This is a genomic window from uncultured Bacteroides sp. (assembly GCF_958445495.1).
Lineage (GTDB): Bacteria > Bacteroidota > Bacteroidia > Bacteroidales > Bacteroidaceae > Bacteroides.
Window position 1 is genome coordinate 1 of record NZ_CAUCSQ010000079.1, and the last position, 13,526, is coordinate 13,526.

Below are 13,526 nucleotides of genomic sequence, written 5' to 3' on the forward strand. Positions count from 1 at the left end.
TTAAATAAGGAATTGTCTTTTCCTCTATTTGCAAATCTCCTTTATATTGATTATAAGATAGGTTTAGCCTTTCTAATTCCTTTGGTAAATTATCAACAATAATAGTATCCAACAAATTATGGGACAAATCCAAAAATTTAATACTATAACCAGATAAATCAGGAAATGTCATAAGGCTATCATTTGACAAATCATACGATAATAACACCGAATTTTGTGGAAGTAATAATAATTTTTCCAACTTAGTAAGTATTCTGTCTTCCTGAATATGATCAGAATGATTTTTATTACCTGTTTGACATGCGAACACTAATAAAACTAACAATATAAGATAAATTATTTTCTTCATTTTAGTTTGTATTTATAATTAGGGTGTTCAGTTTGATGTTCTTGTTTTTACTCTGATTTTAACACTAAAATAAGAGATAATTTATTAGATTTCAGTAACATACATGTGTTATATCATCTCGAATTTAACATCAAAAAAAAAAGTTGGAACATAGAACTAAACACCCTAATTTATAATCAACTGCATCACTACCTCTCCTCAATCTATTTCGAAGAATCACTTATATTCTAAGGTAGAGAAACTGAAGCTTTCCCAGAGGATACAACAAAAGCAACTTCCATATCTTTCACAATCATTGGATACTTCTTTTGCATTTTGTCATGCAATTCAGAATATAGATGTATATCTTCTTTTGTAGAATATAAACTATGAAAGAAAAAATACCAAAAAGGGAAAATATCTCCTTGCCATAATAAGGACAGACGCTGAAACATTACTTCCGGCTTCTTTTGCATTGTCTGCCTAACAACCATTTGCAAATAATTTGGTGCATCAGCTTCCCATCTACCACCAATACTAAGTTCTATCAATTTATCACAATAGACAGAGTCTGGCAAAAGGGTTATCAACTTTCCTAAACCATTTACAATATGGTCATAACCCGATTTATACATAGTCAAATCCCCCTTAGGGTAAAAATCATAAGTTCGCAAAAAGGATTTCCATGTATCAGGAAATGCATCTAGAAATTCTTTTTGAATTTCTACAGACTTTGGATACCGTACTAACTCCCGATAAGAAGAGTTCAACCGTAATGTATCAACATTATTTTGCGCAGCCAGCATAGCCGCACAAAATAATAAAAACAAAAGCGAATATGTTCTAATCATAATAATCATCCGTAAATATTAATAGTCACTCCACTTGCACCATTTTGCTCAAAGAAATCAAACAATTCCGAACAAGCATTACGGCTGTTTGATACAGTAGGATCTCCTACTCCTGTCACACCCGTTGTACCAGGCAACAAACATCCTAAAGTATCACTACCTGTATTCCCCGGGTGTATCAAAATAGCACTTCTCCCAGGAACCCCCGCTACTTGATAATAACCTGATTTCCCATGATAAGTGGAAGGAACCACACTATACGTTCCAGAAGGGATTGCTGTATCAGACCCTGCCACAGTCTCTCTATCATAATCACGTCCTGGTTCAAGCATTACTCCTGTTATTTGCCCTACTACATGTCCTGAATCATCATACGCAGTAGCCATATAGTGCCCTAATGTTGAATCATTACCAAAATCAGTTCGATTTAAATTTACTACAACACGAACACCCCTAGTCAATATATTCCCCGAATCATTATAACCTGTGTTATTGCCATCATAACATCCCGTCCAACCAGCTGGACTAGCAACACCAGTAACATCTGTACATCCTGTAGTACCAGTGTATTCGATAGTGCCAGTATATCCTGATGTACCACCCACATACATCTTCTGTTTTTCCTCACTAATAACCGGCATTACTTTAGCCAATTCATCTAAACTTCTACGTGTTATTTTTCTCATAAGTCTTATTTTTTAGTTAAACAATATATATATTTTCTATACCAATTGATGATAAACCGCAACTGTTCGTTCTATCATTTGCTTCAAAGTCAACTCTTGCAAATACATTTGTCTTGCATTATACCGCAACTTTTGCCGCTTCCTCTTATCTTCAATCAATTCTACGATCTTATCTTCCAGCATCTTCACATCCACTCTCAATCCTTCTCCTTTGGAAAAAGAAACACCGACTTTTAATGCTGTAATTTCATCTGTGAACATTTCATCAAGACCATCTACGGCTGTTGTAATCACTGCAAGTCCGAACATAGACATTTCCACTGCCACATAGCTTGCCTGTTCCTGTAAAGAAGCAATCACGCCAATATCACTATTCCGATAAATATTCCTTAATTCATCAAAAGGCAGTAATCCCAAGAATCTTATATTCAAATCACGATATTGGGTAATCAACGAATTGACAAACTGAGGATGTCCGTTTCCTGCAATCTGTAATTGTACATCATACCCACGATGCATAACACCACGCAAAGCATCCAAAATAAACGGTAATCCTTTACTGGGAGATAATGCACCCGCATAAACCAAATGTATCTGTTTACCTTTCTTGTGACTAACCGTTCTTTTTTCATAGAAGTCATCCATACCATTCGGTATGACATCAATCCGAGGCAAAGAATCCGTAACGCTTTTACGGACAAAATCCGCACCACATCGAGTAACACAAATGAGTCGGTCTGCTTTCGTATATGAACGATATTCCCAATCCGTCAAGATCAACTTACGGTCGGTTTCAGGTGTCGGATGCACATATGCTAACTCATACAAATGATTAAAATGCTCCAAATTACGGTTATATATCCCTTTCCAAGGAATACAGTGTAAGTGAGTCATAATCTTGCAATCGACCTTCGACTTTATATAAAGTGACAAATCTATCAGATTCAATGTATGCGTATGGAGAATGATATTCTTCTTCCCCTCAAAAAGATGGCTAATAATATGAAAGACAACCGAATTATATTTCTGATTCCAAAACGACTCATTTATTATGGAATCCATAACCAATGGAAGAGGAATAATGTATTCCATATGACCATCTACTCTAACCTGTCGATGAATTAATCGTCTTCTTGAATGAATTAGGCGTATCCAACAAACATCTATATCCGAATGAGACGCCAAGCCTCGGAGTAAAGTTTCCAAATAACGAGTTACTCCGGAAACCGTACTATCACTCATATCAATCAAAAATAGATTTATCTTTTCCATAGTGGTATAAGTTTAAACAAGTTGTCAAATCTTGATATATCCAAAGCACGTTTAAAAGATTCAATATAAACTACATAAAGTAACCAACGGGCAAGTCCGTCAGCATAGCTAATACTTATGCCGTTTGAACTCATTATTTCCAATAGTTTAGTTTCTAATTCTTCTTCAGACAACGAGAATAGAAAAGACTCTAACTGCTCTATTTCTTCTTTGTTTCGTTCCTCTTCACAACCTAATAAATAAAGCCGATCAATACAAATAGATAAAGTAGAAGTGGGAATGTTTGTTACAGAAATCATTTTTCCAACGAATGATTGTAATTTCAATTCCTGCTCACCAAATAATTCATCAACATCAGCTTCTACAAAATTATTATCAATCAAATAATGAAGTACAAAACTTATACCCGAATAACCGTTATTAAAACTCAAATCTTCACCTTTATAGAGCAAAGATTCCTGAAGTAATTCAAATGCATGTTCTTCCAGGTAATCATCTTCCATTAGTCGGGCTGCCTCAAAAAGGACTAAAGAAATTCCGGCTTTTCCATAATATACCCCAAAAGAGTCGAGTGAATAAGCATTCAATAGAATATAGTCAGTTATTGTGTTTATAAGGCTAACTGTCATTGTGTTTTCTTATTTTATTCATGTATAATATAAATACACTTCAAAGTTCCTTATCCCCACATCACTAACACAAAAAACTCATAATTAATTATTCTACATGAATAAAAGTATCCAAGTATTATCTAGTTTTCTCATCCAAATCATTTAATAACTGTCCTTGACTAATATTTACATATTCATAAATTTGCCTTAGTTCACCTTTTATAAAATCTAGTGCAAAAATCTTTTGAGTTCGATTAAAAATAGAGACTTCTTCACACATTTTATCTACACCTGCTGTTTTAGACAAATAAGTATTAGACTGATTAGATAATATTTCATCCAAAGGTTGAATTAGCATATCAAGACTTTCCTTAGTCCGTCGATAAGGGTGATATTTCGTAATAAAAACCCTGTCTGTCACCCAATCAGCAAACAAAAGCCCTTCTTCATTGAATTTTCTTGAAGTCAATAGCTCAACTCGCTTCTTTATTTCTTCAGGTGATACATCCGGGTCCCTCCGTGGCTTCAAATTACCATCATTATCAGCTTCAAACAACTCTATCCTATTCCACCAAACTTTCTCAAGATATATTTTTTTATCTTTAAGTCGCCAAGTCATAAAATAGCCACGAGCACCCAAACCTGAGTGCTCAGTAAAAAGAACCTCACAATCATAAATGGACTCATGTGTGCGAAATAATCCAGTATATCCATCTATATAGCGGATAGGAGTCCGCAAAAGCAATGCAGGAGTACCATCTTCCAACAATAGGGTATCACAAGAATCATCAACTCGCCAATAATCCGCATATTCTTTGTTGTAAAAATCCTCTCTCGCTATAGTCTTTTCAGTAACAGAAACTTGTTGTGAATAACCCAATGTAGTGATTAACACACAACAGATTGTAATAAACAATTTATTCATAAGTATATATTTTTTTCGGCAATCTACAAAATAACCATACATTTCTTATAAGCATCAAGTTTATAATGACCAGGAGTACCTGCAATACCCGCCCTCTGCCATTGCATATATAGATAATCTCCTGTTATAATTTTATAGTCATTAGATGTCGAAGGATATTCCGACTGACTTATTTGATATTCAATAGCACCTATTTCATTACTAGCCGTATCTTCAACACTTCCTGTTATATAGTGATATTGTTCATGCTTCATAGTATTAATCAAATCATTCTCATGATTCAGTATCATTGAATCATGTTGGATTAAAACTATAGAGGGGTTATCAGGCCTTATACCAGCATCTCCACTCAAATGAACTTTCGAACTCACTTGTGCTCCTAGAAAACCTAAATTCTTTGCATAGCTTGATGTTACAATAGTCTTCACCCTATCACTTGCAGCAGATAAAGACATTCCCATCTTACTATAATCTTTTTCGGTATTAAATCCTAAGTGATTGCCATAATCTTCCCATTCTTCTTTAGCAACCACTCGTAATTCATCCGAACTTCCGACTGTTCCCAAACGATTTCCACTTATATCAAAATAAATTGTTCCCCCAACAAAACTTTTAGCCTCTACCTCGTGAATAATCGGCATTACTTCTGCCAATTCTTCCAAACTCTTTTTTGTTATTTTTCTCATATTCCTATATTTTAGGGAGGTTATACCTCCATGATTAATAAATCAACTTTCTCTTATTCTTAATAAATACATCATGGAAAAAAAATAAAATATCATTATCTGCCATTATATTTTCTTCCTTCCCCAAAGCCATTCCTTCTACTATGATTGAAAGGCTTCGAAACTTGTCTTTATTCTTTTTAATCAAATACCCCAACACCTCTCTTTGAATTCGTAAAGTTGTTCTTTTCTGTTCTTCCTTTTTTTGGCAACTTATTTGTCTGGAATTGATACGATAAGAAAGTAAAGGGCGAGAATCAATATAAAATCGCCCGCCACATTTTGCTATTTCTACCCACAATTTATAGTCCTCCGCATACTCATATTTCTCATATTTTAATGAATATTTACGAAGAAAATCTGTACGAATCATTACAGTAGGATGAAATAAGATGTTCTCTTTTAGCAAGTAAAGAAGTGGACATTCAATTATCCCCAAAAGGGATGATACAATTATATCTTCAAATATGTTCTCCCCAAAAACTTTCATCCAAGAGCTACAAACTGTTATATTCAATGATTCTTCCATTACATTATATTGAGTTTCTAAACGTTTATAATGCATTATATCATCCGCGTCCATACGTGCGATATATTTACCTGATGCATGATCAACCCCAATATTTAAAGAACCAATAAAATCATGACCATTTTCAAAGAACCTAATTCGTGCATCCTTAAAAGACTGGATGATGATTCTTGTGTCATCAATAGAGCCGTCATCTACAATTATGAACTCAAAATTATCAAATGTTTGATTTAGAACACTCTTTACTGCTTCCGCCACATACTTTTCAGCATTATAAGTAGTCATCACTACAGATATTTCACTCATTCTTTTAGACTTTACGATAATTGAACACTAACATTGGAGTAACAAGCATAATATATCACTAATGTATGAGAGTATTCCCTCTTACTTTAATTTGATTTGGGGATTTCCACCAGTTTCACTGCGGAAGGAAGATAACTTCCCGAACACATACGATTCCATATCTTATACAGATTACCTTTGAGATTGCTCTCAAAATCTGCGATGGTAACATCATCTATATCCGAATGAGACGCCAAGCCTCGGAGTAAAGTTTCCAAATAACGAGTTACTCCGGAAACCGTACTATCACTCATATCAATCAAAAATAGATTTATCTTTTCCATAGTGGTATAAGTTTAAACAAGTTGTCAAATCTTGATATATCCAAAGCACGTTTAAAAGATTCAATATAAACTACATAAAGTAACCAACGGGCAAGTCCGTCAGCATAGCTAATACTTATGCCGTTTGAACTCATTATTTCCAATAGTTTAGTTTCTAATTCTTCTTCAGACAACGAGAATAGAAAAGACTCTAACTGCTCTATTTCTTCTTTGTTTCGTTCCTCTTCACAACCTAATAAATAAAGCCGATCAATACAAATAGATAAAGTAGAAGTGGGAATGTTTGTTACAGAAATCATTTTTCCAACGAATGATTGCAATTCCAATTCCTGCTCACCAAATAATTCATCAATATCAGCATCAATAAATTTATTATCAATTAAATAGTGGAATACGAAGCTAATGCCTGCGTAACCATCGGCAAAGCCTAAATCTTCACCTTTATAAAGCAGGGACTCTTGAAGTAACTCAAATGCATGTTCTTCCAAATAATCATCTTGCAACAATCGGGATACTTCAAAAAGAGCTAAAGAAACGCCCGCTTTTCCATGATAGAATCCGGATGAATTTATTGAATAAGCATTCAATAGAATATAGTCAGTTATTTTAGATATAAGGTCAGCAGTCATTTTGCTTTAATTTAAATCATGTTTAATATAATAAATACACCGCAGGTTCTTCCGCAGGTTCTTCTACCCCCACATCACCTACATAAAATTTATTATATTTAACATATCACTTACGCAAATTCTATAAAATCTATCATCTCTTTTATAATAATCATGTAACTTTGATGCATAAACAGTTATCCTCACATGTACATCTTGGTAATTCCTAGACGTACATGTAGGATATCCCTAGATATACATCTAAGTAATACCGAGATGGAAACTTGTGATAAGGAAGAAGAGAAAGAAGTTGATGAATAAATAACAGCCAAAGTTGCTTTTCTGAAAGAAAATCCTTATATTTGAAATATACCAAAAGCGAGAACAATTATGGCTAACCCTAGATTACCGGACATTTCCGAAAATGAGCAAGCCTTATTGTATGCCAAATTGAATGAATACAACCGGGGCAGAGCCTCTTTTAAAGAGGCAGGAGTCTATCTGGTGGTGTTGCCCCGAACGGGGAAACCAAACTATTCCCTTTGGCTCTACTCTCCCCTGCCCGAGAAACAATCCATTCTCTATATCCATGAGCTGTCACCGGACATCAATGAATCCCTCCGGATGGCAAGTACGATGTTTTATTATTCCAGGCGTTGCCTTATCCTTGTAGACTACAATGAAAAAAGAATGCAGAGCAACGGCGACGACCTTATCTTCTTCGGGAAATACCGGGGACATTACCTGCATGAGATATTGAAGATAGACCCGGCTTATTTGAGCTGGATAGCCTACAAATTCACTCCGAAAATACCGAAACAAGAACGTTTTGTCAAAATAGCGCAAGCCTACCATTCCGTACATCTGGACATCATGATGAGGAAGTCTAAAGAAAAACGCTCTTCGAGCCGATATTTAGGAGAACCGGGAGAGAAACTTACGGATTTAAAGCTAAAAGTCATCCGCGTACGGCTGGAAGACGACCCGTACAAGACTAAAATAAAAGGAACTGTCCCGCAGTTCTTCGTCAAACAAATACTGACCTTGACCGATGCCGGCGGAAACCTGGTCGTAATGAGCATCCCGTCAAAAAATCCCAGTGCGGTTTCATGCACCCTATCCGGGATAGAACATGAATACCGACCGGGAGATATTATCTACATTGCATCCGCACGGGTGTCACGCCGATACGAAAGCTACGGTTCAAAATACACACGGCTCAACCATGTGAAATTCGCAAGCCTCAACGTTTAGTCCAGTCGTCCTTGACAAAACTGGCCGGATAACGGATTTTATCGACAACCCCGTCTTTCTGGCGAATCCAGGAAGCAAACGTACGGGCTCCCTCATCAAGCACGATGATACGGGCGCCGTTCGGCAAATGGTTATACACGGTATTTCCGCCGGTATAACGCCCATAGGCCAAAAGGATATTTTTCCACATCACCGCATAATCGTTATCATGGTCATGTCCGACAAATACCCCCATCACGTCTCCCTCTTCCTTCATGGCAGCAAACATGCCCGTATTTATCCTGGGCGAACAAGCTTCCTCCATCCGGGTTCCGCGGAAAGCCGCATTCTCATCACGGACAGCCTCGTGATATTCAGGCAGAGGGATATGGAAAAACGCAAGAGCCGGCAACGGCTGTCCGCCATTGCGCGCTTTATAATCCGCGCTCTGCCGGCGATACCAGCTCACCTGTTCAAAAGTAAGCCAGTCATATCCGCCCACATCCTTCAAAGGAGCATAAGAATGAGAATCCATACAATAGAGCAAAGCCGCATCCTTTCCAGAACCGGAAGACGATTTCACAGCCAATACATAATCCGGTGACAAAGCCGTCCCCCGGTCAGGCAGCAAATTACCCGGAACCGTACGGATTATATCATACAATTGCTCACGTGTCATTCCTTGCTCATTATCATGATTGCCGAAAAGGACCGCAAAAGGAAGTTTGCGTTTAGCCACCGGTTCCAGCACCTGCAACATGCCCGAATCAGCCGGAGCCGAATAGACGACATCCCCGGTAAAGATAACCAAGTCCGGCCGTTCGGCGTCAAGCACCTGGTTTATACGTTCCAATGCCGCACCGGAAGCCGGATTGCCATACTTAAAATGCACATCGGTAAATTGCACAATCTTGAATTTACCGTCCTTGCCGAATTCCAGCTTATTCTCTTGAGCCATACCCAAAGCCGTTACCAATAGAGAAAACAGTGTTAAGTAAAAATTTAAAGGTCTAATCATAATCGATTTATTTTAGGGGATTAATTAATTTTCTCTATCAATACCGTAGCATAAGCGGAAATACCTTCCTCACGCCCTGTAAAACCCAGTTTCTCGGTCGTAGTAGCCTTTATCGAAATATCATCAACGTCAATTCCCATGACATTCGCCATTGTCTCCTGCATAAGAGGAATATGCGCCTTCAACTTCGGGCGTTCCGCACAAACAGTCGCATCAATGTTGCCGACTTTATACCCTTTGGAAGCAATCAGTTCCACCGTTTTCCGCAACAGAATCTTACTGTCAACATTCTTAAACTCTCCTGCGGTATCCGGAAAATGATAACCGATATCACGCATATTCGCCGCCCCTAACAAAGCGTCGCAAACAGCGTGCAACAACACGTCGGCATCCGAATGCCCCAACAGCCCTTTCGTATGTTCCAGCAGGATACCTCCCAACCACAACTCACGTCCCTCGACCAATTGATGCACATCGAATCCAAACCCTACTCTTATTCTCATAAACTCGTATATTAATGGATTAACGGATATAGAAATCCAGCAGTTTCTCGCCTTCCAGATAGCCCTGCAAATGCTGCCCGATACTCACCGGCCCCACTCCCGCAGGGGTGCCCGTAAACAAAAGGTCACCGATTTTCAATGTCATAAACCGGCTGACATAGGCTATTATGTCATCTATCTTAAAAAGCATGTCCGCCGTGCACCCGTTCTGCACCTCCTTACCGTCAACCGACAGGCTGAAATTCAAGTTCTGGATATCCCCGTAATGCCCGACAGGAACAAAAGTCCCGATGGCAGCCGACGAGTCGAATCCCTTACAAAGCTCCCACGGATTACCCGATTCGCGAAATCTCCTCTGTAAATCACGCGCCGTAAAATCGATGCCCACCGTCACAGCGTCATAATAACGGCTGGCAAAACGGGAGGCGATATTTTTTCCGAGACGGTTGATACGGACAACCAGCTCCGTCTCATAATGGATTTCGTTAGAAAAGTCCGGAATGAAAAACGGCTTTCCGTCTTTCAAGATAGCAGAATCCGGCTTCATAAAAATCACCGGTTCCGTATTAGCCTTCGTATGTCCCAATTCCTCATTATGCCGGGCATAATTCATCCCTACTGCAATAATCTTCATTATTTCTCGTTAAAATTCAACCGGTTAAACATAACAGCCAAATGAGCATACAAAGAAGTATTCTGCACCACGATATTTTCCGGCACACGGATACGGAAAGGAGTAAAATTCCACACAGCCTTAATTCCTCCCTCCACCATCTTGTCCGTAATCTCCTGAGCAATATTGATAGGCACTGTCAGCACACCGATATTCACATCATACTCCTTCATCTTCACTTCAAAATCATCGGAATGAAAAATAGGAATCCCGTTCAAGTCTTTCCCTACCAGTTGCGGATTGACATCAAAAGCCGCAACAATCTCCAATCCGAAATGATGCAAACCCGAATCTTGAAGCAAAGCCGCCCCCAGGCTGCCGACACCAAACAAGAAAGCCTTATGCATATCGGTAAATCCGAGAAAGCCCTCCAATACTTCAATCAGCGCATCAATATTATAACCGACTCTTGTACGTCCCGAAATATTGACATACGACAAGTCTTTGGCGATTTGGGAAGCGTCAATATTTATTTCCTTAGAAATTTGTGTAGAAGAGACATATTGTTCCCCTTTTTCTTTCATCAGTTTTATATTAGACAGATACCAGGGAAGTCTGCGCAAGGTAGGCTCCGGCACTTTATCCGCCTCTTTCCGTATAGATGTGCTCATACTTCTTATTACAAAATTTGGTATTTTGCAAAAGTACATTATTTTTTGAGACTGACAACCCAATATCGGAAAACTTAATAGAGATTAAACAAAACAATGAAAAGAGCTTCATATTTTGCTCTTTCCCGCAAGTTTGATACTTTTGAGAAGAAATAAAAAAGACAAGTATGAAAAATAACGACTGGAAAGACAGACTGAACATCGTGTACTCCACCAATCCGGATTTCAGCTATGAGACGGATGATGACGGAGAACAAGCCACCCTTGACAAAAACAAACAGAACCTTCGGGTCTCCATTGACAAAAAGAACCGCGGCGGCAAAGTGGTGACGCTAATCACCGGATTCGTCGGTACGGAAAACGATTTGAAAGAGCTCGGCAAGTTACTGAAAAACAAATGCGGGGCAGGCGGTTCGGCAAAAGACGGGGAAATCATCGTACAGGGAGACTTCAAAGCCAAAATCATAGAATTGCTTATCAAAGAAGGATATGACCGGACGAAAGGCGCAGGCGGTTAAATCAAACCGGATTGACAAAAGATTTGTTCAAACTAAAAAATCTGTTCAAACTCCGGGAAGCCCGGCAACCTTGCGACAAATGACAAACCCGCTTGGCAAACCGTAGAGACAAGACATAAAAAAACGGCCACGCGGATATCCGCAGTGACCGTTTTCCATATTTTCAGGAGAAAATTATTCAGCCTTCAATGTGAAACGCTTGAAGTCAACAATCTTCAGTTCAGAATCAGCCGCAGCCAACACTTCCCTTACCGTCTTCTTACCGTCCATGATATCTTCCTGGTTCAGCAAGCAAACTTCTTTCAAGAACTTAGCCAGACGACCCTTAGCGATGTTCTGAATCATCTGTTCAGGCAGATTTGCAGCCTTCTCGGCAGAAACGGTAGCGATGATTTCTTTTGCCTTCGCTACGTCTTCGGCTGTAATCCAACCTTTAGCCATGTTGCTTTCCATGTGTTCTTCGCTGTCCACATGAGCCGGATTGATATTGGCTTTCTTCAAAGCAGCCTCTACAGCCTTCTGCACCTGTTCTGCCTTCGTCTTCTCAATAGCCACTTCGATTTCCTTCTGCTTCACCTCTTCAGAAACCCCATCCTCATCGATAGCAATCGGGTTCATAGCGGCAATCTGCATAGCCACCTGCTTAGCCAACTGAGCGTCCACTTCCTTATTGAAAGCGACAATCGTACAAAGGCCGTTTCTGTTCATGTGGTTGTAAACAGCAGTGCTTACTCCCTCTACCGTCATGTAACCGTCCAGTTCCATCTTCTCGCCTGTGATACCGCTACGGTCAATCACCGCATCCTGTACAGTGCCGTTACCCATCGGCAACGCTTTTACTTCGTCCAAAGTCTTGCACTTGTTAGCTACGGCAAGGTCGAGAATATCCTGAGTCAGCTTCACGAAATCAACATTCTGAGCCACAAAGTCAGTTTCACACTTCAAAGCAACGATAACAGCACGGTCGCCGGTAGTCTTAGCCAAAACGCAACCTTCGGAAGCCTCGCGTTCTGAACGTTTAGCAGCAACAGCCTGTCCTTTTTTACGGATAATTTCCATTGCCTTGTCGAAATCGCCTTCAGCTTCAGTCAACGCATTTTTGCAATCCATCATACCAGCTCCGGTCATTTTACGCAGCTTGGTAATATCAGCCATACTTACAGCCATAATAATTTCCTTTATTTAAATGAATAATAATTTTCAAAACAAGAAATGTGCCAATCTGCCAATCAAGATACAAGCGTATAAACATACCCTTGTACATTAGCAAATTGGCACATCAATATAATTAAGCCTCTTCGTCTTCCTTCAAGAAAGCAGCAGCTTTCGCCGCATTGATAGCTTCTTCGTCAGACTTGTCGAGTCTTGCTTTAGCTGATTTCTTCTTGCCTTTGTTAGCAGGTGCTTCGCCGGCAGCTTCCATATCGATTTTTTCAGCTTTTCTTTCTTCCAAACCTTCAATCATGGCAGCGCAACAAGCATCCAGGATAACCTCTACAGATTTAGTAGCGTCATCGTTAGCAGGAATTACAAAGTCAACGTTTGTAGGATCAGAGTTAGTATCCACGATACCGAACACAGGAATACCCAGACGGTTCGCCTCACGGACTGCGATATTTTCCTTCATTACATCGATAACGAACAATGCAGACGGCAGACGGGTCAGGTCGGCGATAGAGCCTAAAGTCTTGTCCAGTTTCGCACGTTGACGGGAGATTTGAAGAATCTCTCTCTTGGAAAGATTTGAATAAGTACCATCGTTAGTCAATTTATCGATAGTAGCCATTTTCTTCACAGCCTTACGGA

The 13,526-nt window shown here is 39.2% G+C and carries 17 protein-coding genes and 1 pseudogene; 2 read left to right on the plus strand and 16 right to left on the minus strand.

Annotated features, from left to right (window positions below; translation table 11 throughout):
• From Q5076_RS16975 to Q5076_RS17020, 10 genes and pseudogenes are all read right to left on the minus strand, one after another.
• A pseudogene (locus tag Q5076_RS16975) lies at positions 1-349 on the minus strand (hypothetical protein); the annotation flags it as partial.
• A 227-nt stretch (positions 350-576) separates the two neighbouring features.
• Complete coding sequence (locus Q5076_RS16980) at positions 577-1,188, minus strand: hypothetical protein (protein ID WP_303014906.1); 612 nt, start codon at positions 1,186-1,188, stop codon at positions 577-579.
• A complete protein-coding gene (locus Q5076_RS16985; protein ID WP_303014907.1) occupies positions 1,185-1,865 on the minus strand; it encodes a DUF5675 family protein in 681 nt (226 codons plus the stop codon). The genes Q5076_RS16980 and Q5076_RS16985 overlap by 4 nt, the downstream gene beginning before the upstream one ends.
• A gap of 36 nt (positions 1,866-1,901) precedes the next feature.
• The gene (locus tag Q5076_RS16990) at positions 1,902-3,137 is read right to left on the minus strand and encodes a glycosyltransferase family 4 protein (RefSeq protein WP_303014909.1); all 1,236 of its coding nucleotides are present in this window, start codon (positions 3,135-3,137) and stop codon (positions 1,902-1,904) included.
• Positions 3,125-3,766, minus strand: coding sequence for a hypothetical protein (locus tag Q5076_RS16995; protein ID WP_303014910.1), 642 nt, complete (start codon positions 3,764-3,766; stop codon positions 3,125-3,127). Before Q5076_RS16995 ends, Q5076_RS16990 begins: the two co-directional genes overlap by 13 nt.
• A 118-nt stretch (positions 3,767-3,884) precedes the next feature.
• Positions 3,885-4,673: a hypothetical protein gene (locus Q5076_RS17000; protein ID WP_303014911.1), complete on the minus strand. Its 789-nt coding sequence runs from the start codon at positions 4,671-4,673 to the stop codon at positions 3,885-3,887.
• A 23-nt stretch (positions 4,674-4,696) separates the two neighbouring features.
• Positions 4,697-5,359, minus strand: a complete 663-nt coding sequence (locus tag Q5076_RS17005; protein ID WP_303014912.1) for a hypothetical protein — start codon at positions 5,357-5,359, stop codon at positions 4,697-4,699.
• 34 nt (positions 5,360-5,393) lie between these two features.
• Entirely contained in the window at positions 5,394-6,233 is an 840-nt protein-coding gene (locus tag Q5076_RS17010) for a glycosyltransferase family 2 protein (RefSeq protein WP_303014913.1), read from the minus strand.
• Positions 6,234-6,319: 86 nt separating this feature from the next.
• A complete protein-coding gene (locus tag Q5076_RS17015; protein ID WP_303014915.1) occupies positions 6,320-6,556 on the minus strand; it encodes a hypothetical protein in 237 nt (78 codons plus the stop codon).
• Positions 6,544-7,185: a hypothetical protein gene (locus Q5076_RS17020; protein WP_303014916.1), complete on the minus strand. Its 642-nt coding sequence runs from the start codon at positions 7,183-7,185 to the stop codon at positions 6,544-6,546. The genes Q5076_RS17015 and Q5076_RS17020 overlap by 13 nt, the downstream gene beginning before the upstream one ends.
• A gap of 369 nt (positions 7,186-7,554) precedes the next feature.
• Between Q5076_RS17020 and Q5076_RS17025 the strand changes: the two genes are divergently transcribed.
• Complete coding sequence (locus Q5076_RS17025) at positions 7,555-8,418, plus strand: hypothetical protein (RefSeq protein WP_303014917.1); 864 nt, start codon at positions 7,555-7,557, stop codon at positions 8,416-8,418.
• Here the strand turns inward: Q5076_RS17025 and Q5076_RS17030 are convergent.
• The 4 genes from Q5076_RS17030 to Q5076_RS17045 are packed head-to-tail and all read right to left on the minus strand — an operon-like array spanning position 8,408 to position 11,202.
• Positions 8,408-9,415 (minus strand): metallophosphoesterase family protein, encoded by a 1,008-nt coding sequence (locus Q5076_RS17030; protein WP_303014919.1) that lies wholly within the window; start codon positions 9,413-9,415, stop codon positions 8,408-8,410. The two genes, Q5076_RS17025 and Q5076_RS17030, sit on opposite strands and share 11 nt — an antisense overlap.
• Before the next feature lie 20 nt (positions 9,416-9,435).
• Entirely contained in the window at positions 9,436-9,918 is a 483-nt protein-coding gene (gene ispF, locus Q5076_RS17035) for a 2-C-methyl-D-erythritol 2,4-cyclodiphosphate synthase (protein WP_303014921.1), read from the minus strand.
• A 19-nt stretch (positions 9,919-9,937) separates the two neighbouring features.
• Positions 9,938-10,552 (minus strand): fumarylacetoacetate hydrolase family protein, encoded by a 615-nt coding sequence (locus tag Q5076_RS17040; protein WP_303014923.1) that lies wholly within the window; start codon positions 10,550-10,552, stop codon positions 9,938-9,940.
• Positions 10,552-11,202: a redox-sensing transcriptional repressor Rex gene (locus Q5076_RS17045; RefSeq protein WP_303014925.1), complete on the minus strand. Its 651-nt coding sequence runs from the start codon at positions 11,200-11,202 to the stop codon at positions 10,552-10,554. The genes Q5076_RS17040 and Q5076_RS17045 overlap by 1 nt, the downstream gene beginning before the upstream one ends.
• A gap of 167 nt (positions 11,203-11,369) precedes the next feature.
• Between Q5076_RS17045 and Q5076_RS17050 the strand changes: the two genes are divergently transcribed.
• Positions 11,370-11,720, plus strand: a complete 351-nt coding sequence (locus Q5076_RS17050) for a translation initiation factor (RefSeq protein WP_303014926.1) — start codon at positions 11,370-11,372, stop codon at positions 11,718-11,720.
• Positions 11,721-11,894: 174 nt separating this feature from the next.
• Here Q5076_RS17050 and tsf read toward each other — a convergent pair whose 3' ends face one another.
• Positions 11,895-12,887 carry a translation elongation factor Ts gene (gene tsf, locus Q5076_RS17055; protein ID WP_303014927.1) on the minus strand — a complete coding sequence of 331 codons (993 nt, stop codon included), beginning with the start codon at positions 12,885-12,887 and terminating at the stop codon, positions 11,895-11,897.
• 121 nt (positions 12,888-13,008) lie between these two features.
• The coding region (gene rpsB, locus Q5076_RS17060) for a 30S ribosomal protein S2 (RefSeq protein WP_303014928.1) at positions 13,009-13,526 on the minus strand (518 nt) is incomplete at its 5' end.

Coding starts and splice junctions, on each gene's coding strand:
- Q5076_RS16990 (WP_303014909.1), bottom strand. CDS start 3,137: ATGGAAAAGATAAATCTATTTTTGATTGATATGAGTGATAGTACGGTT.
- Q5076_RS17015 (WP_303014915.1), bottom strand. CDS start 6,556: ATGGAAAAGATAAATCTATTTTTGATTGATATGAGTGATAGTACGGTT.
- Q5076_RS17025 (WP_303014917.1), top strand. CDS start 7,555: ATGGCTAACCCTAGATTACCGGACATTTCCGAAAATGAGCAAGCCTTA.
- tsf (WP_303014927.1), bottom strand. CDS start 12,887: ATGGCTGTAAGTATGGCTGATATTACCAAGCTGCGTAAAATGACCGGA.
- Q5076_RS17050 (WP_303014926.1), top strand. CDS start 11,370: ATGAAAAATAACGACTGGAAAGACAGACTGAACATCGTGTACTCCACC.
- Q5076_RS17045 (WP_303014925.1), bottom strand. CDS start 11,202: ATGAGCACATCTATACGGAAAGAGGCGGATAAAGTGCCGGAGCCTACC.
- Q5076_RS16980 (WP_303014906.1), bottom strand. CDS start 1,188: ATGATTATTATGATTAGAACATATTCGCTTTTGTTTTTATTATTTTGT.
- Q5076_RS17030 (WP_303014919.1), bottom strand. CDS start 9,415: ATGATTAGACCTTTAAATTTTTACTTAACACTGTTTTCTCTATTGGTA.
- Q5076_RS17040 (WP_303014923.1), bottom strand. CDS start 10,552: ATGAAGATTATTGCAGTAGGGATGAATTATGCCCGGCATAATGAGGAA.
- ispF (WP_303014921.1), bottom strand. CDS start 9,918: ATGAGAATAAGAGTAGGGTTTGGATTCGATGTGCATCAATTGGTCGAG.
- Q5076_RS16985 (WP_303014907.1), bottom strand. CDS start 1,865: ATGAGAAAAATAACACGTAGAAGTTTAGATGAATTGGCTAAAGTAATG.
- Q5076_RS17010 (WP_303014913.1), bottom strand. CDS start 6,233: ATGAGTGAAATATCTGTAGTGATGACTACTTATAATGCTGAAAAGTAT.
- Q5076_RS17000 (WP_303014911.1), bottom strand. CDS start 4,673: ATGAATAAATTGTTTATTACAATCTGTTGTGTGTTAATCACTACATTG.
- Q5076_RS17020 (WP_303014916.1), bottom strand. CDS start 7,185: ATGACTGCTGACCTTATATCTAAAATAACTGACTATATTCTATTGAAT.
- Q5076_RS16995 (WP_303014910.1), bottom strand. CDS start 3,766: ATGACAGTTAGCCTTATAAACACAATAACTGACTATATTCTATTGAAT.
- Q5076_RS17005 (WP_303014912.1), bottom strand. CDS start 5,359: ATGAGAAAAATAACAAAAAAGAGTTTGGAAGAATTGGCAGAAGTAATG.